General features: G+C 63.0%; 13 protein-coding genes, 1 tRNA gene and 1 pseudogene. 11 read left to right on the plus strand and 4 right to left on the minus strand.

What is annotated here, in order from left to right; translation table 11 throughout:
* Positions 1 to 143: 143 nt before the first annotated feature.
* The 9 genes from lpxC (at position 144) to CDI09_RS12020 (ending at position 11,427) form a co-directional block, all read left to right on the plus strand.
* A complete protein-coding gene (gene lpxC / locus CDI09_RS11980) occupies positions 144 to 1,100 on the plus strand; it encodes a UDP-3-O-acyl-N-acetylglucosamine deacetylase (RefSeq protein WP_408884496.1) in 957 nt (318 codons plus the stop codon).
* Positions 1,101 to 1,182: 82 nt separating this feature from the next.
* Positions 1,183 to 2,067 carry an outer membrane protein assembly factor BamD gene (locus tag CDI09_RS11985; RefSeq protein ID WP_078524356.1) on the plus strand — a complete coding sequence of 295 codons (885 nt, stop codon included), beginning with the start codon at positions 1,183 to 1,185 and terminating at the stop codon, positions 2,065 to 2,067.
* 39 nt (positions 2,068 to 2,106) lie between these two features.
* Positions 2,107 to 3,828: a DNA repair protein RecN gene (gene recN, locus CDI09_RS11990; RefSeq protein ID WP_078524357.1), complete on the plus strand. Its 1,722-nt coding sequence runs from the start codon at positions 2,107 to 2,109 to the stop codon at positions 3,826 to 3,828.
* Between the two features lies 1 nt (position 3,829).
* A complete protein-coding gene (gene ligA, locus CDI09_RS11995; RefSeq protein WP_078524358.1) occupies positions 3,830 to 5,974 on the plus strand; it encodes an NAD-dependent DNA ligase LigA in 2,145 nt (714 codons plus the stop codon).
* Between the two features lie 385 nt (positions 5,975 to 6,359).
* Entirely contained in the window at positions 6,360 to 6,524 is a 165-nt protein-coding gene (locus CDI09_RS18200) for a hypothetical protein (protein ID WP_167370168.1), read from the plus strand.
* A gap of 197 nt (positions 6,525 to 6,721) precedes the next feature.
* On the plus strand, positions 6,722 to 7,849 hold the full coding sequence (locus CDI09_RS12005) for a BMP family ABC transporter substrate-binding protein (protein ID WP_078524360.1): 1,128 nt from the start codon (positions 6,722 to 6,724) through the stop codon (positions 7,847 to 7,849).
* Positions 7,850 to 7,868: 19 nt separating this feature from the next.
* Positions 7,869 to 9,428 (plus strand): ABC transporter ATP-binding protein, encoded by a 1,560-nt coding sequence (locus CDI09_RS12010; protein ID WP_078524361.1) that lies wholly within the window; start codon positions 7,869 to 7,871, stop codon positions 9,426 to 9,428.
* A complete protein-coding gene (locus CDI09_RS12015; protein WP_078524362.1) occupies positions 9,428 to 10,492 on the plus strand; it encodes an ABC transporter permease in 1,065 nt (354 codons plus the stop codon). Before CDI09_RS12010 ends, CDI09_RS12015 begins: the two co-directional genes overlap by 1 nt.
* On the plus strand, positions 10,489 to 11,427 hold the full coding sequence (locus tag CDI09_RS12020) for an ABC transporter permease (protein WP_078524363.1): 939 nt from the start codon (positions 10,489 to 10,491) through the stop codon (positions 11,425 to 11,427). The genes CDI09_RS12015 and CDI09_RS12020 overlap by 4 nt, the downstream gene beginning before the upstream one ends.
* A gap of 7 nt (positions 11,428 to 11,434) precedes the next feature.
* Here the strand turns inward: CDI09_RS12020 and CDI09_RS12025 are convergent, their stop codons facing one another.
* Entirely contained in the window at positions 11,435 to 12,517 is a 1,083-nt protein-coding gene (locus tag CDI09_RS12025; protein WP_078524364.1) for an ABC transporter substrate-binding protein, read from the minus strand.
* Between the two features lie 145 nt (positions 12,518 to 12,662).
* On the opposite strand from CDI09_RS12025, the gene CDI09_RS12030 reads away from it, so the two are divergent.
* Positions 12,663 to 12,738 (plus strand) — tRNA-Asn (locus tag CDI09_RS12030).
* Between the two features lie 234 nt (positions 12,739 to 12,972).
* On the opposite strand, the pseudogene CDI09_RS12035 reads toward CDI09_RS12030, so the two are convergent.
* The 3 genes and pseudogenes from CDI09_RS12035 to CDI09_RS18205 all read right to left on the minus strand — a co-directional run bounded on the left by CDI09_RS12035 (position 12,973) and on the right by CDI09_RS18205 (position 15,310).
* A pseudogene (locus tag CDI09_RS12035) lies at positions 12,973 to 14,106 on the minus strand (IS3 family transposase).
* Between the two features lie 99 nt (positions 14,107 to 14,205).
* Positions 14,206 to 14,793, minus strand: coding sequence for a hypothetical protein (locus tag CDI09_RS12040; protein WP_146220877.1), 588 nt, complete (start codon positions 14,791 to 14,793; stop codon positions 14,206 to 14,208).
* Positions 14,794 to 15,052: 259 nt separating this feature from the next.
* On the minus strand, positions 15,053 to 15,310 hold the full coding sequence (locus CDI09_RS18205) for a hypothetical protein (RefSeq protein ID WP_167370136.1): 258 nt from the start codon (positions 15,308 to 15,310) through the stop codon (positions 15,053 to 15,055).
* Between the two features lie 51 nt (positions 15,311 to 15,361).
* Between CDI09_RS18205 and CDI09_RS12045 the strand changes: the two genes are divergently transcribed.
* Positions 15,362 to 15,688, plus strand: a complete 327-nt coding sequence (locus tag CDI09_RS12045; protein WP_249034022.1) for a hypothetical protein — start codon at positions 15,362 to 15,364, stop codon at positions 15,686 to 15,688.
* The last annotated feature ends 146 nt before the right edge of the window (positions 15,689 to 15,834 follow it).

The following is a 15,834-nucleotide window of genomic DNA, read 5'->3' on the forward strand; positions in this document are numbered from 1 at the left end:
GGCCCCCTCGGGCCACGCCTGTTCCTTGCAGGCAGGTAACAATAGGCAATAATCCTTGACTATTCCGACGGGGAACAAGGCGCTAGCATGAGACCATGCCAGTTACCGCGAGTTCTCCCACTTTCCCGTCAAGGATACAGGCAATGAACGGCATGGTGCCGCACGCACATTTTTCCTTCATGCCGCCATCCAGCCATGATGGGCAGATGCAGCATACCCTGAGCCAGCCGATCAGCAGCGTGGGTACCGGCCTGCATACCGGCGCACGAATCAGCCTGCGCCTCTCGCCCGCGGCAGAGAATACCGGCATCGTTTTTCACCGCACCGACTGCGCCATGCCGCCCGTCACCGCCCGTTACGATACGGTGGTGGACACCCAGCTGAGCACGGTGCTTGGGCACGGGCCGCAGGGCGCGCGCATTGCCACGGTGGAACACCTGATGGCGGCACTCGCGGGCTGCGGCATCGATAACGTGCTTGTCGAAGTGGATGGGCCGGAAATCCCGGTGTTTGACGGGTCAGCCGCCGAGTTCGTGTTTCTGCTTGAATGCGCCGGGGTCAGGCGGCAGGAGGCGCGCCGCAAGCATATCCATGTCACCCGGCCCGTACGGGTGGAGGAAGGCGATGCCTTCGCCGAACTCTCCCCCGCCACGCAGCCGGGGCTTGCCATTGATATTTCCATCGACTTTCCTGCTGCCGCCATAGGCCAGCAGCGCTATGCAACGCAGGTTAACAGCCACCTGTTCCGCCAGCACCTGAGCCGGGCGCGCACTTTCGTGCTCCAGCCCGAGATCGAGCACCTGCACGCCATCGGGCTCGCGCAAGGCGGCTCGCTCGACAATGCCGTGGTGGTCAATGGCGACTGCGTGCTCAACCCTGCGGGCCTGCGCCACCCGGATGAATTCGTGCGCCACAAGGTGCTTGACGCCATTGGCGACCTGTATCTGGCGGGCGGCCTGATCGAAGGGTGCTTCAGGGGGCACAAATCGGGGCATACCCTCAATAACCGCCTGTTGCGCAAGCTGTTTGCCGATAAGGCGAACTGGCATGTCACCCCCGCTGGCGCGCCCGCGGACCAGCCCTGCACGCAGGCCGCGTGATGAAGGAGTGTGAAATCCGCACGCGGAGACTTCACCCACACCCGGCACATGATATAAAGCTCCCGTAACTGGAAGAGCTGGCATGTTCGCACGCATATCACAACAAACCCCGCAGCCTTCGCGCCGCCCCTGCCAGTCGGCACGCTGGCTGGCGTTCCTGCCCCTGGCGGGCCTGCTGGCGGCATGCGGCAACAGCGCAAGCACCATCAACGAGCGCGCGCCGCGCGTCGGCTCGGCCGAAACATTGTATAATAACGGTGTCGATGCCCTGCGTTCGGACCGCTACCTGCTGTCGGTCAACCAGTTCGACACGCTTCAGCGCAACTACCCCTACTCGCAGTACACGGCCAATGCGCAGTTGATGGAGGGGTATGCCAACTACCTGCTCAACAAATACCCCGAGGCCGTGCAGCAGCTTGACCGCTTTCTGGAACTGCACCCCACCAGCACCGATGCCGCCTATGCCTTCTACCTGCGCGCGCTATGCTATTACGAGCAGGTTGCCGACGTGCAACGCGACCAGCAGGGCACCATCGAGGCCATGGACGCGCTGGAAGAGGTGATTACCCGCTTCCCCCAGAGCCCCTATGCACGTGATGCGCAGCTCAAGATCGACCTGTGCCGCGACCATCTGGCGGGCAAGGAAATGCTGGTGGGCCGCTACTACCAGCAGCAGAACGACTTCCCCGCCGCCGCCGGGCGCTACCAGCGCGTGGTGCAGGATTTCCAGACCACCAACCACGTGCCTGAGGCGCTCGAGCGGCTGGTTGAAGTGTATCTGGACATGGGCCTGCTGGAACAGGCGCGCAAGACCGGCTCCGTGCTGGCCTATAACTACCCCAGCAGCAAGTGGTATGAGGATGCGTACGATCATCTGCGCGCCCACCACCTCATCAAGGGCGTGGACAGCAAGGACAACAAGCAGGGACGCAACGCGCTGCAGCGTGCCTGGCACTCGATTTTCTGATTTCCGCAAACGATCCTTCGTGCTGAACAGGAACCGAGCATGCTGACACAGCTCTCGATACGGGATGTGGTCCTGATCGAAAAACTGGACCTCGCCTTCCCGCCCGGCCTGACCGTGCTGACGGGCGAGACCGGGGCGGGTAAGTCCATCCTGCTTGATAGCCTTGGCCTGGCCCTGGGCGAGCGGGCCAGCGCCTCGCTCGTGCGCGCGGGCTGCGGGCAGGCCAGTGTCAGCGCCAGTTTCGAGATCATACCCGACCACCCGCTGCATGAACTGTTGCGCGAGCAGGGCATCATGCTCGATGACGAGCGTGAGCCAATCCTGCTGCGCCGCGTGGTCACGACCGATGGCCGCTCGCGCGCCTATATCAACGACCAGCCCGTGGCCGTAAGCCTGCTGCGCCGGGCCGCCACCCTGCTGGTGGAAATACAGGGCCAGCACGAGCAGATGGGCCTGGCCGATCAGGCCACCCATCTCGACCTGCTCGATGCCTTTGGCGTGCCCGGCCCGCTGCGCGGCCGCACGGCGGGCGCCTATCGCACATGGATCGAGGCCACAGCGGAACTCGCCGCCGCACGCGCCGAAATGGAAAATGCCGCGCGCGAGGAAGACTGGCTGCGCCAGGCAGTGGATGATCTGGGCACCCTCGCCCCGCAGGATGACGAGGAAGCCCAGCTTGCCGGCCTGCGCCAGGCGCTGCAGCAGGGCGAACGCCGCGCCGAGGCCATTGCCGCGGCCCTGGCCGACCTTGCCCCGCGTGACCGACGCTCCCCCGGCCCGGCCTCGGCGCTGCGCAATGCCAGCCGCGCCCTGCAACGCCTGCTGCCCGCCCCCACCGACCTCAACCCCGAGGCCGTAGGCGCGGCCGAGCAGGTCGCGGCACAGGAAGCGCTCAATGCGCTGGAACGCGCGGAAGAGGCCCTGGCCGAGGCCGAGAACATGCTCTCGCGCCTGGCGTCGGACGCACAGGCCGACCCGCGCCTGCTGGAACAGACCGAGGAGCGCCTGTTCGCGCTCCGTGCCGAGGCCCGCAAGCATGGTGTATCCGTGCCTGAACTGCCGGGCCTGCTCGCCGCCTTTACCGAACGGCTGGCCGCCCTCGATTCGGGCAATGCCCGCATTGAAGGGCTGGAAAAAACCGTGGCCGAAGCCCGCGACCGGTTTGAGGACATCGCCCTTGAACTGACCGCCGCACGCGAGAAGGCGGCGCGCAGGCTGGAGCAGGCGGTCATGGCCGAACTCAAGCCGCTCAAGCTGGAGCGCGCGCGCTTTATCGTATCCCTGGTGCCGCTTGAGGCCGAGGCGTGGAACGCGCGAGGCAAGGAACAGGCCTCGTTCCTGATCGCGGCCAATCCCGGCCAGCCGCCGGGGCCTCTGGCCAAGGTGGCCTCGGGTGGCGAGCTTTCACGCCTCATGCTGGCGCTCAAGGTGGTGCTGGCGGGGCGCTCGGCCATTCCCACACTGGTGTTTGATGAAGTCGATTCCGGTGTGGGGGGCGCTACCGCTTCGGCCATTGGCGAGCGGCTTTATACCGTAGGCCGTAGCGTGCAGGTGCTGGTGGTGACCCACAGCCCGCAGGTGGCCGCACGCGGTGACGCCCATCTGCGCATCAGCAAGAGCGTGAACAAAGGCCGCACCGAAACGCATGCAGCCCCGCTCGACGCACAGGCAAGGCGTGAAGAAATCGCCCGCATGCTTTCAGGCGACACCATAACCCCTGCCGCCCGTGCCGCAGCCGACAGCCTGCTGAAAGGAGGCTGACATGGCCGCCGCCCCGACCGATGAACTGGCCGCGCAGGCCCGCGCGCTGCTGGCCGATTACGCGGCAGACGCGCAGACTGAAGCCCATGCCGCAGCCACGCTGACGCAGCTTGCCGCCCTGCTGCCAGCACTCGATGCCGCCTACCACCAGCACGATGCGCCGGTGGTTGATGATGCGACCTATGACGCGCTGCGCCGCCTGAACACGCGGCTGGAGCTGGAATTTCCCCGCCACGCCCTGGCCCACAGCCCCAGTGCCACGGTGGGGGCACCGGCCAGCGGCCCCTTCCGCCGCCACCGGCACATGGTGCCGATGCTGTCGCTGGACAATGTGTTCTCGCGGGAGGAATTCGAGGGCTTTGTCAGCCGTATTGCCCGTTTTCTTGGCCTGGGCGATGAGCAGGCACGCGCGCTTTCCTTCGTGGCGGAACCCAAGATCGATGGCCTGTCAATCAGCCTGACCTACGTGCACGGGCGTTTCGTGCGCGGCACCACGCGCGGCGACGGCACGGAAGGCGAGGACGTAACCGCCAACCTGCGCACATTGCGCGATATTCCCAACCAGCTTGCCACTCCCTTCCCCGACACGATCGAGATCCGGGGCGAGATTTTCCTGTCCAAACAGGCGTTTCTTGAACTGAACGCAGCACAGGAAGAAGCGGGCGAGAAGCCATTTGCCAACCCGCGCAATGCTGCCGCAGGCTCGCTGCGCCAGCTAGACCCCACCATTACGGCAAAACGTCCGCTCTCGCTGTTTGCCTATGCCGCGGGCTATTGCGATGCACCGCTTGCCGCCACGCATCATGGCTATCTGGAACAGCTTCGGATCTGGGGTTTTCAGGTCAACCCGCTAAGCACGCAGGTCAAGGACGCACAGGCCGCCGAAGCCTTCATGGAGCGCCTGACGCGCGAGCGCTCGGGGCTGGATTACGACATTGACGGCGTGGTGTACAAGCTTGACGACCGCGCATTGCAGGAGCGCCTGGGCTTTGCGGGGCGTGCGCCCCGCTGGGCGGTGGCGTGGAAGTTCCCCGCCGAGCAGGCCATTACCCGGCTGGAAAAGATCGACATTCAGGTGGGCCGCACCGGCGCGCTGACGCCTGTGGCCTTTTTGGAGCCGGTCAATGTGGGCGGCGTGATCGTGACCCGCGCCAGCCTGCATAATGAGGATGAAATCGCGCGCAAGGACATCCGCGTGGGCGACCTTGTGCATGTGCAGCGCGCGGGCGATGTGATTCCGCAGATAACCGGCGTGGTGCTGCCGCGTGACCGTGAAACGCAACCCTTCGCCTTTCCCCATACCTGCCCAGCCTGCGGGGCACATGCCGAGCGGCCCGAGGGCGAGGTGGTCTGGCGCTGCTCGGGCGGGCTGACCTGCCCCGCGCAGGTGATGGAGCGGCTGATCCATTTCGTCTCGCGTGATGCGTTCGATATTGATGGCCTGGGCGATCGCACCATTGTCGAGTTCCATGAACTCGGCTGGCTGCGCACGCCAGCCGATATCTTCCGCCTTGGTGCACATGAGGAAGATATCGCGGCCCGTGACGGCTGGGGCAAGGTCTCGGCGCGCAATCTGGTCAACGCAATCGCCGCCCGGCGCACCATTGAACTCTCGCGCCTGATCTATGCGCTGGGCATCCGCCGCATTGGCACCAGTAATGCACGCCTGCTGGCGCGGCATTATGGTTCGCTGGCCAACTGGCGCACGCAGATGGAAAAGGCCGCCGTCGTAGGGTCGGACGAGCGGCTGGAGCTCGGCTCGATCACCGGCATCGGCACGACCATTGCCGATGAACTGGTCGCCTTCTTTGCCGAGGCCCATAACCGCGCGACCCTTGATGACCTGACCGGCGAACTGACCCGCGTGCTTGATGAGGAAGCACCCGAGGAAGGCAACCTGTCGGGCAAAACCATCGTGTTTACCGGCACGCTGACCACCATGACCCGCCCCGAGGCCCGTGCCGTGGCCGAGCGGCTGGGCGCACGGGTGTCGGACAGTGTCTCGAAAAAGACCGACCTTGTGGTGCTGGGTGAAAAAGCGGGCTCCAAGGCGCGCAAGGCCACCGAACTGGGCATTGAAACCATGGATGAGGCAAGCTGGCGCATCCTTGCGGACATGCCCCCTGCCCCTGAGGCCGAGGGCTGACAGGCCCATACCGCAGCCTGGACATGTGTGGCCTGCTTAAAAAATTGTTTGAAAACAAGTAATTGATAAAAACTTTTATAATTTCAGGATATGATTGAGCCTGACTTTCCATCGGGCCGCCGGAACTCGCTGGCCAGTCGTGACCCGATGCGCCTCGGCACGGGTGCAGACATTGTGCCGGGCGCAGGAATTCAGATGTTACCTTTTTCCTCTCCGCCCCTACCCGCCACAGGCTGACGCAGATCAACCGCAATTACGGACTGCTGAATATGTCTATTGCGACCCGGACAGCACGGCGGACATGGCGGGCGCCGTTCGATCGGCGCGATACAGTTTTATTGTCCTCTCCCGCCACATATTGCCGCCCGCACGGGCGGAAAGCCTCATGCAGGCATTTTATGCCGCTCAGCCCGAAAGTGGCATGGCCCTGACACTCGACGAACGGGCCACGATCGCGCTCCTGCTCGGGCACGGCGTCATCCCGATCCGGACATGGGGCAGTTTTGATGACCCGGAACTGGTTGTAGAGATTTACGGAAAGAACTCCTGATGCATCGGGGTCCACCGCCTTTTTTGAAAAAAGGCAACACCCTGATGCACAACATAACTGTGGCCTTGCATGGTCCTGTCGCGTAACATTTATGCCGGAACCGAATACAGGCTGACACGCGCGGGAGCACCAGACCGACCAGCACGCCAGACCGCCGCAACGGGGCGCGGCATGGATTTTCAGAGGGATGACATCTTATGACAGTTTCAGGGTCGCGGGGGCGGCTGCTGACAACGCGCCGCGAGATGCTGGGCCTTGCGGGTGGCGCAGGCTCCAGCCTGCTGCTGCCCCGCCACGCACGGGCGCAGGCCCAGCCCGCATGGCGCAGGCCACTGGCTGAATCCGACGCCATCGTGGCGTTTGGCCATACCGGCCCCATTACCGATGGCGGCTGGTCGATGGTGCATGACCGGGGCGTGCAGGCCGTGCGCCGCACGTTCCCCAAGCTGCGCACCATCTATGTGGAAAGCGTGCCCTATTCCGCCGATGCCACGCGCCTCTTCCGCCAGTTCGTGGCCGAGGGTGCGCAGATGGTCATGGCCACGTCGGAATATGGCGACTTCATCAAGGATGTGTCAGATCGTGCGCCCGATGTCGCGTTCATGGAATGCGATGGCACCAATGTAACCGGCAATCTCGGCTGGTATTACGTGGCGCACTGGTATGCCAGCTACATTATCGGCATTGCCGCGGCCCTCATGACCAAAACGAACAAGATTGGCTTTCTGGGCGCGTTTCCCATTCCCTCGGTCTATGCTTCGGCCAATGCAACGCTGCTGGGCGCGCAGTCGGTCAATCCGGCGATTACGCTGCAGAGCATCACCATCAATGCCTGGTTCGACCCGCAGGCGGCAACGCAGGCGGCCACCGCGCTGGCCGATAACGGGTGTGATTTCCTGTGCGGCATCATGGATGAGCCCGCCTATCTGCGCGTGGCCGTGCAGCGTGGGCTGAAAGCCGCCATGTGGAACACCGGCATGCTCGATTACGGGCCGCAGGCCTATGTCAGCTCCGTGTGCCTCGACTTCAATGAGTATTACATAAGTCAGGTGCGCAACCTGCTGGCGGGCACATGGCAGCCGGAGGGGCATTTCCTCACGCTGGGCCATGGCGTGGACCGCGACGCCTGGGGGCCGACCGTGCCGCCCGAGGTCGCCGCGCGCGCCGATGACATGCGCACGCGCATGCTGGCGGGCCACAACCCCTTTGTCGGCCCACTACACGATAACCATGGCCGCCTGCGCGTGCCTGCGGGCACGGCGCTGAGCGATCTCGAGATCTATCACTCCGACTGGGCGGTGGCGGGAGTATCGGGCCTTGAATAATCCCGCTGCTCCCTCCGGCATGGCGCCGGGCACGCCGCCGGTGCTGCAGTTGCGCGGTATTGGAAAGTTCTTCCCCGGTGTGATCGCCAACAAGGATGTGGACCTTGACGTGTGGCCGGGCGAGATCCATGCCCTGCTCGGTGAGAACGGGGCTGGCAAGTCCACGCTCATGAACGTGGTGACCGGCATCTACCAGCCCGAGGAAGGCGAGATCATCCTCGATGGCTATGGCCAGACCTTCACCGCCCCGCAGGAGGCCATCCGCGCGGGCATCGGCATGGTACACCAGCACTTCAAGCTGGTGCAGGCCTTCAGCGTGGCCGAAAACATCCATCTGGGGTGGGACGAGGCCCCCCGCCTCGCCTCGCCTGCCGTAATGGAGGCGCGCACGCGCGAGATTTCGGAGCGCTTCGGCTTTCCTGTCGATCCGGCGGCACGCGTGGCAGACCTTTCGGCTGGCGAGCAGCAGCGCGTTGAAATCCTGCGCGTTCTGGCGCGCCGGGCGCGGCTGCTGATCATGGATGAGCCCACCGCCGTGCTGACACCGGAGGAGACGGGCGAGCTGTTCCGCGCATTGCGCGCTTTCCGCGCACAGGGCAATGCGGTCATCATCATCAGCCACAAGCTTGATGAGGTGATGGAAATCTCCGATCGCGTCAGCATCCTGCGCGGCGGGCGCAAGGTGGGCACGTTCAGAACGGCGGACTGCAATCCTACCATGCTGGCGGCCACCATGGTGGGGCGCGACATCGTGCGGCGCAACATGCGCGCGCGGCCTGAAGGGGCTGCCCCGATCGCCCCGCAGCCCATCATGCAACTCCGCCACGTAAGCGTGCGCGACGACCGGGGCGTGGAAACGCTGCGCGATGTCAGCCTTGACCTGCATGGCGGCGAGATCCTGGGCATTGCAGGCGTTGCGGGCAACGGCCAGCGCGAACTGACCCATGTGCTGACCGGCCTGATGGCCCGGACATCGGGCGAGATCATGCTTGATGGCAGCGTGGTGGAACGTGCCGACCCGGCCCTGTTTGCCCATGCAGGCATAGGCCACATCCCCGAGGACCGGCTGCGCAGCGCGCTGGCGCCCTCGCTGTCCATCACCACCAACATGGCGCTGCGTGAATATGCCGAACCACCCATTGGCCGCCACGGCCTGTATGATGCAGCAGCGGCAGGCATGCTGGCGCGCGACATTGCGGACCTGGCGGACGTGACCATTCCCGATTTTGCCATGCCCATCCGCAACCTCTCGGGCGGCAACCAGCAGCGGCTGGTGGCACGGCGCGAGATCCGCATCGCCAGCCGGGTGCTCGTGGCCGCCTACCCCGCGCGCGGGCTCGATATCGGGGCCATCGCCACCATGCTGGGCTATCTGACCGACCTGCGCGACCAGGGGGTGGCTGTCGTGTTCATTTCAGAAGATCTGGAAGACCTGCTGAACGTGTCCGACCGCATCGGGGTCATGTTCCACGGGCGCATGATGGATGTGATTGATGCCGAAAACGCGGATATCGCCACCATCGGCATGCTGATGGGCGGGCGTGAGCCCACCGACCTCCAGCCGGGAGGGACGCAGTAATGGCGACACGCGCCTTCCAGCGTCTGCCCACTGCCCCCGCGGGTCGCATCCTTGCCCTGCGGCTGGTGGCCATCGTGGTCTCGCTGTGCATCATCGCGGGCGTGCTGGCCCTTTCGGGCCACAGCCCCGTCATGCTGGCGGAACTGATCCTGCGCTCCACCCTTGGCTCGCGCTTCGGGCTGGAGGATCTGGCGCTGTTCATGTGCCCGCTGCTGCTCACGGGGGCGGCCGTTACGGTGTGCGGCACCATCGGGCTATGGAACATCGGGGCGGAGGGCCAGTTCTATGCAGGCGCCATTGCCGCGACAGGCGTAGCCCTTGGCCTGCATGGTCCGGTGCTGGTCATGCTGCCGCTCATGACCATTGCGGGCATACTGGGTGGCATGGCGTGGATTACCGTGCCCACGCTGGCGCGCGCCTATGCCGGGGTGAACGAGATCATCACCACGCTTCTGCTCAACTTCATCGCATCCCTGCTCACCTATTACCTGACCACGGGGCCGTGGCGTGACCGGATCAGCGGGGCGCAGGTCTCGACCCGGCGGCTTTCGGTTTCCATTCCCGAGATGTGGGGCATCGTGCACTGGGGCTTTCCGGTCGCCATCGTGATCGTGGTCGGGCTGGCGCTGGTGCTGTCGCGCACGCGGTGGGGGTACGAGATCCGCATTGGCGGGGCCAACCCGGAGGCCGCGCGCTATGCAGGCATTCCGGTGCGGCTGCGCATCATCTCGGTCATGCTGCTTTCTGGCGGGCTGGCGGGGCTGGCTGGCATGTTCGAGGTCGCGGGCACGGTGCACCGGCTGCAGGGCGGCATGGCCAACAACTTTGGCTATCTGGGCATTGTGGTGGCGGTGCTGGCGCGCGGGTCGTGCCTGAACGTGATCCCGGCGGCGCTGCTGATGGCGCTGATCCTTGACTCGGGCATTGTCATGCAAACGCAGCAGCTCTCGGCCTCGGTCATTCTGGCCATTACCGGGCTGATCCTGTTCATGATCGCCATTGGCGATGAACTGGCCCATTACCGGCCCGTCGCCACCACGCCAGCGAAGGGGAAAGCCTCATGATCATGCTGCTGACAGGCATGCTGGCCACCGCCGTACTGGCTGGTGGCGTGCTGGCGCTGGCAGCCCTTGGGGAAGTGCTGGCCGAGCGCGTGGGCGTGACCAACCTCGGGGTGGAAGGCCTCATGGCGCTGGGCGCGGTGACGGCGGTGATGACCGTCTCGGCGGTGCATTCGCCGTGGGTCGGGCTGCTGGTGGCCATCATGGTTGGCGCTATTGGCGGCATGGTGTTTGCCTTTGGCGCAGTGGTGATGCGGGCCAACCAGGTGCTGTGCGGACTGGCCACGACCTTCATGGGGCTGGGGCTGTCAACCGCGCTGGGCCACAGCTACGCGGGCCAGCCTGTGGAGACAACGTTCGGGCATGTCACCATCCCGCTGCTTTCCTCCATTCCCGTTATCGGCCCGGCGCTGTTCGGGCAGAATATCCTGATCATACCGATTTACGTGCTGCTGCCGCTGGCGGTGCATTTCATCATGTTCCGCACCCGGCACGGGCTGAACATGCGCGCGGTGGGCGAGAACCCGGCGGCGGCGGATGCGGCGGGCATTCCGGTCATGGCCATGCGCTTTTGGTACGTAACCCTTGGCGGCGCCATGGCGGGCATGGCAGGCGGCTACCTGACACTGACCTATGTGCCGGTCTGGTCGGAGGGCATGGTGGCGGGACGTGGATGGATTGCGCTGGCGCTGGTGATCTTCGCGGGCTACCGGCCTGTTATCGTCACCCTCTCGGCGCTCCTGTTCGGGCTGGTCACGGCGCTGTCCTTTGTGGGACAGGCGCATAACTGGCCGATTGACCCCGCCTTCCTCAACATGCTGCCCTATGTTGGCACCATGGCCTTCATCATCGTGCCGGTGGTGGTATGGCACCGCATGCGCCGGGTGATGGCAGCGCCAGCCGCCCTGGCCCAGCCCTATTACCGCGACGTGCGTTAGCCCCGCCTTATGGCAGGGGCTGGACAGGGTGCAGGATATCGGCGGAGATGCGGCGGGCGTAGCTGGCGGAATTGAGGCTGTCGGGAAACTGGCCGAGCAGCTTGAGTTCATCGACATAACGCGCGATCTGGGTTTTCAGGTCATTACCCACGGGGCTGATGCCGAGCACCTCATGGCGCATCATCTGCAATATGGCGTCCTGCTCCATACCATCAACGCGACCATCGAGCAGGCTGGCCGCCTCGGCCATATGGGCGGGGAGCCAGTGGGCAGCGTTATAAAGCGCCAGCACGAGGGCTACGGCAGCCGCAGGCGTATCACGCAGCACATCGGTGGAAAGACCCAGCGCGAGATTGGTGCGCCCGGCATATAACCCGTTTACGCTATTGACCAGTTCCACCACATCCAGCGCCGGGTTGCGCAGCAGCCGCCAGGCCAGGGGATCGTGCAGGGCCACGGCATCGACCGTGCCTGCGGCAAGCGCGTCATCAATTTCATCTGGCGGAAGGATGACCCAGTTGGGCGCGGTGTCAGGGTTCAGCCCCTTGCGGCGCAGAATGATGGAGAAGAACAGCCGGTCGGCCATATCGGCATTCAGCACGGCAATGCGGCGGCCCACCAGATCCTCGATCTTGGCAATGCGCAGCTTCCGCCGCACCAGCAGGCGGAAGGTGCCCGCCTGCAACCCCATGACCAGCCGCACCGGCAGATCAGGGCTGGCCTGCCAGGCCTGCAGCCATGACAGCACGGGCGCTACCGCCGCCATGGCGCGCCCGGCCTGCACATCGGCAATGGCGTCGCGCCCGTTGGCCACGTTTTCACGCAATTGCACGTTCAGGTGGTACTGCAAAAAGAAATCCTGCCGCAGGGCCACATTGTACAGGGTGGAGGACTGGGCGTAGGGCCATGACAGCATCATGTCATGGGGCTGGCCATCAAGCAGGGCATCATCGCGGCGGACGAGGCGCGCCTGCTGGCGGCTCTGCACCCATTGCGAGCCCAACACGGCGCATCCACCCGCCACCAGCATGGGCACTACGGCGCGACGGAGCAGCTGACGCGGCTTTCCTTCCCTGTTCTGTTCGACCATTGGCTGCGGTTTCTCCTGAGATGCGAAGGCATTACCCTTCTTTTAGCCTGCCGGGGTTCCCTTTTTTCCCCTTTTTTAAAAAAAGTTCAAAAGAGGGGTTTACGCTCCCCCATCAGTGTGGCTATAAGCTGCTCACCAACGCTGATCCCGAATAGCTCAGTTGGTAGAGCAAGCGACTGTTAATCGCTGGGTCGTAGGTTCGAGTCCTACTTCGGGAGCCACCTTTCTTTAAAAATTAGTGTTAGATCAGTAGGTTACGGATTTCGTCAAATCTGAACCCGCGATGGGCGATGCGCTTTCCGGGGACGTGCTGACACGTTCAGACCGGTTTCTTATGCTGTCTGGCTCTGTTCCAAACCCCCATCATTTCAGTTCCCTCCACAGTCACCAGCCTACAGAGGTGGCCCGTCCGTTCGGACAGTTTTGTGGGCTTGATAAGCTATACCCGGTTGTCGTTATGCCGCCATCCTGACGGCGCTGCTATTGGCCATCTGGCCCGGGGTTAACACCGGGCCAGATGGCCCAGGCACATCATGATACGCCTCATCGGGCGTGCGTCGAGCCAGTGCCGGGTGCGGACGTTACCCGTTATAATGGGCGATCCATCCGGCAAGCCTGGCCCGTAGCTCCGATCCGGTCTCGAACGCGTGCAAATAGACGCATTCATATTTCAACGGCCACCACAGACGTTCGATGAGCGCGTTGTCCAGCCAGCGACCGCGCCCATCCATGCTGATGCGAACCTGGCGTCGTTCCAGGACCTCGGTGAACGGGAGCGTCGGGAATTGTGAACCCTGGTCCGTGTTGAAAATCTCCGGGGTGTGCCGTAGCGCACCAGCGCATTCCGGGCCTCGACGCAGAACTCCGCATCCATCGTGTTCGACAGACGCCAGGACAGCACCTTGCGCGTGCGCCAGTCCATGACCGCCACCAAGATAGAGAAAGCCCTTGTGCATCAGGATATAAGTGATGTCGGAACACCACACCTGGCTGGGTCGGTCGATGACCAGATCCCGCAGCAGATACGGATATTTCCGATGCTCCGGATGTGGCGCCGGTCATGCGCGGCTTCTGGTAGATCGCCCGCAGGCCCCTTCCCGCCATGAGCGGCGAGTCCGCTTGCGGCCGACATCGTGGCCGAGACGACGAAGATGTCGGCCCATCTGACGGGACCCGTAATACGATGTCTCCAGGAACTGCGCGTCGATCAGCCGCATCAGTTCCAGATTCGCCTCGCCCTGCGGCACAGGCTGGCAGGAAACGCCCGATCGGTTGAGTTGCAGCAACGTGCATTGCCGCACGACCGAAACCCGGGGCCGCTTCAGGTCGATCATTTACCGCCCCTGATCACACCCAACCGAACAGAGGCATCGCGCAAAAAATCACGTTCCACCAGCAATTGGCCAATCTTCGCATGCCGCTTCTCCACGTCGGCCGGGCGGGCTGTCGCCTCCGCTGCGGTCTTGCCAGAAAAGATGCGCGCCATGCTTCGACGCCAGTTTCGCCAGCGTCTGCTCGCCCCGGATCGCCTCCAGCGCAACACGAGACCTGAACTCACCCGAATACCGTTTCCGCGTAACCTTGCCCATAAAACCCGTCCTCGCTCAGGTCGGGGTATAGCTTAACCACCTGCCCGAAAAATGGGGACCGCCTCTCGTGCCGGGTAACGGGCATGATCCGCATGCGGCCTACCACAACGACGGTCCATGTCGCCATGAAGGGGGATAATTCCAGCGATGCTGCAGAATGACTGACGTGGTCTGGTCAGGCTGGGTCCGGATTTCCTTGACGGCAATATTCATGGCGCCGATTTCCGTAACCGCATACCAGACGCCAGCAGGCAGGCGGGAGAAGGCAAACTCTCCGTCCGCACCACATGTGGCATGCCGGACGAACGGCGCGAGAGCAGCAGAATCAACCTTGGGTCCGGTCATCGTATTGTAACGGAACATATTATCCACGACAGGATCAGAAGCCGGACTTTGAGGCAGCAGTTGCACGTCGTACCCGGCACAGGTCAGTTCATGCCCTTTGCCAACAGCATACTGGATAAGTCCGCCATGAAGATTGGGAACACTCTGATGGTCAAAAACACGCTTGGATGCCGAGCCGGTGATGGTGGCCGTCCCCTCTTTGGTAGACCATGACATATCCTGCGCACTGGCTGGTGCCCGTATAGAATCAGGATAGGGATGGCACGCTGCCAGAAACAGACCTAAAATTATAAATATGCACTTATTCATTACTGTATAATTTCCATAAAAAAATGATCTCATGCTGTGTTCCAGCGATAATCGTATCCATTTTTGTTACATTATACAAATCCATGCCGGGCATGCATGGATTACGCGTTCAGCGTGGCCATCGCCCTGACAAAGGCTCAGGGAGCGATCTGGCAACTGGCTTTTCTTAAAACGCTTTATTAATCGCAATAACTGATTATCATTTTTAATGTCGTAAATGCATTGCCATTTAATGTTGAAACCCCGTTTTCCTGAACCGATTATGGGTCATGTCTACAACAGGCCGCATGCGTTAGTTGCCAATCCATATTGACTGATGCACGATCTGCCGCACAATCGGCAGAACAGTCATGAATGAACAGCTCGGCATCAGAGAGGCACGCGCATGAATTCGTTTATTCCGTGCAGAATTCTTTTCTTCTGCGCCGGCGCTCTTGCAGTTTTTTCCCTCGGGTTGCGGGATGTACAGGCGCAGGATGCTGATTCGCACGGCCCCTCTGCCGCCCAGCGGGCCGAGATTGAACAGGCCGTGCACGAGGCCATGCAGCATGATATTCAAAGCGCGGCCGATTACAGGCTACCCAAGGATTTTTTCGCCCGCATGCTGCCCCTCATCAGGGCAATCCGGCAGGCGCATCTCACGCCGCCGATGCAGACAAAAAACATGCCGCTCGCCGTCACGATCCGCCGCACCGAGGCCATGCCGGACCTTCAGGCAATCCTGCAGGCGCATGATATGTCGGCGCGGGATTTTGTCATGAGCCTCACCACTTTTGAAATGACGGCCACCATGAGCGATGCGCCCCCGGCAGACAAGAAAAAGGCCCCGAAACTGAACCGGGATAACGTGCGGCTGATCCAGTCCCACCGGGCGCTGACGCAGGCGCTTTTGCATGACATGGATGAAGATAGCGAGAAATTACAGTAATCCCTGCCAAGGTGCGGCCCAATATTGCCATGAATGATAAAATTTTTTAGCAGCCTGTCGGGTTGGGGTACCCTGTGAAGGGGTAAGGCTGTAGAGTGTCGCGATGAGCCGCTTCATCCCGTTTGACCGATCCCAGCCGTATCTTC

The organism is Komagataeibacter nataicola (assembly GCF_003207795.1).
Classification (GTDB): domain Bacteria; phylum Pseudomonadota; class Alphaproteobacteria; order Acetobacterales; family Acetobacteraceae; genus Komagataeibacter; species Komagataeibacter nataicola.

Excerpts from the sequence above, each read along its gene's own strand:
- CDI09_RS12010 (WP_078524361.1), top strand. The coding sequence starts at position 7,869 with ATGGCGCCGGGCACGCCGCCGGTGCTGCAGTTGCGCGGTATTGGAAAG.
- recN (WP_078524357.1), top strand. The coding sequence starts at position 2,107 with ATGCTGACACAGCTCTCGATACGGGATGTGGTCCTGATCGAAAAACTG.
- CDI09_RS12005 (WP_078524360.1), top strand. The coding sequence starts at position 6,722 with ATGACAGTTTCAGGGTCGCGGGGGCGGCTGCTGACAACGCGCCGCGAG.
- CDI09_RS12025 (WP_078524364.1), bottom strand. The coding sequence starts at position 12,517 with ATGGTCGAACAGAACAGGGAAGGAAAGCCGCGTCAGCTGCTCCGTCGC.
- ligA (WP_078524358.1), top strand. The coding sequence starts at position 3,830 with ATGGCCGCCGCCCCGACCGATGAACTGGCCGCGCAGGCCCGCGCGCTG.
- CDI09_RS12045 (WP_249034022.1), top strand. The coding sequence starts at position 15,362 with ATGCTGCCCCTCATCAGGGCAATCCGGCAGGCGCATCTCACGCCGCCG.
- CDI09_RS12015 (WP_078524362.1), top strand. The coding sequence starts at position 9,428 with ATGGCGACACGCGCCTTCCAGCGTCTGCCCACTGCCCCCGCGGGTCGC.
- CDI09_RS12020 (WP_078524363.1), top strand. The coding sequence starts at position 10,489 with ATGATCATGCTGCTGACAGGCATGCTGGCCACCGCCGTACTGGCTGGT.
- lpxC (WP_408884496.1), top strand. The coding sequence starts at position 144 with ATGAACGGCATGGTGCCGCACGCACATTTTTCCTTCATGCCGCCATCC.
- CDI09_RS18205 (WP_167370136.1), bottom strand. The coding sequence starts at position 15,310 with ATGCTGCATGGCCTCGTGCACGGCCTGTTCAATCTCGGCCCGCTGGGC.
- CDI09_RS11985 (WP_078524356.1), top strand. The coding sequence starts at position 1,183 with ATGTTCGCACGCATATCACAACAAACCCCGCAGCCTTCGCGCCGCCCC.
- CDI09_RS18200 (WP_167370168.1), top strand. The coding sequence starts at position 6,360 with ATGCAGGCATTTTATGCCGCTCAGCCCGAAAGTGGCATGGCCCTGACA.
- CDI09_RS12040 (WP_146220877.1), bottom strand. The coding sequence starts at position 14,793 with ATGAGATCATTTTTTTATGGAAATTATACAGTAATGAATAAGTGCATA.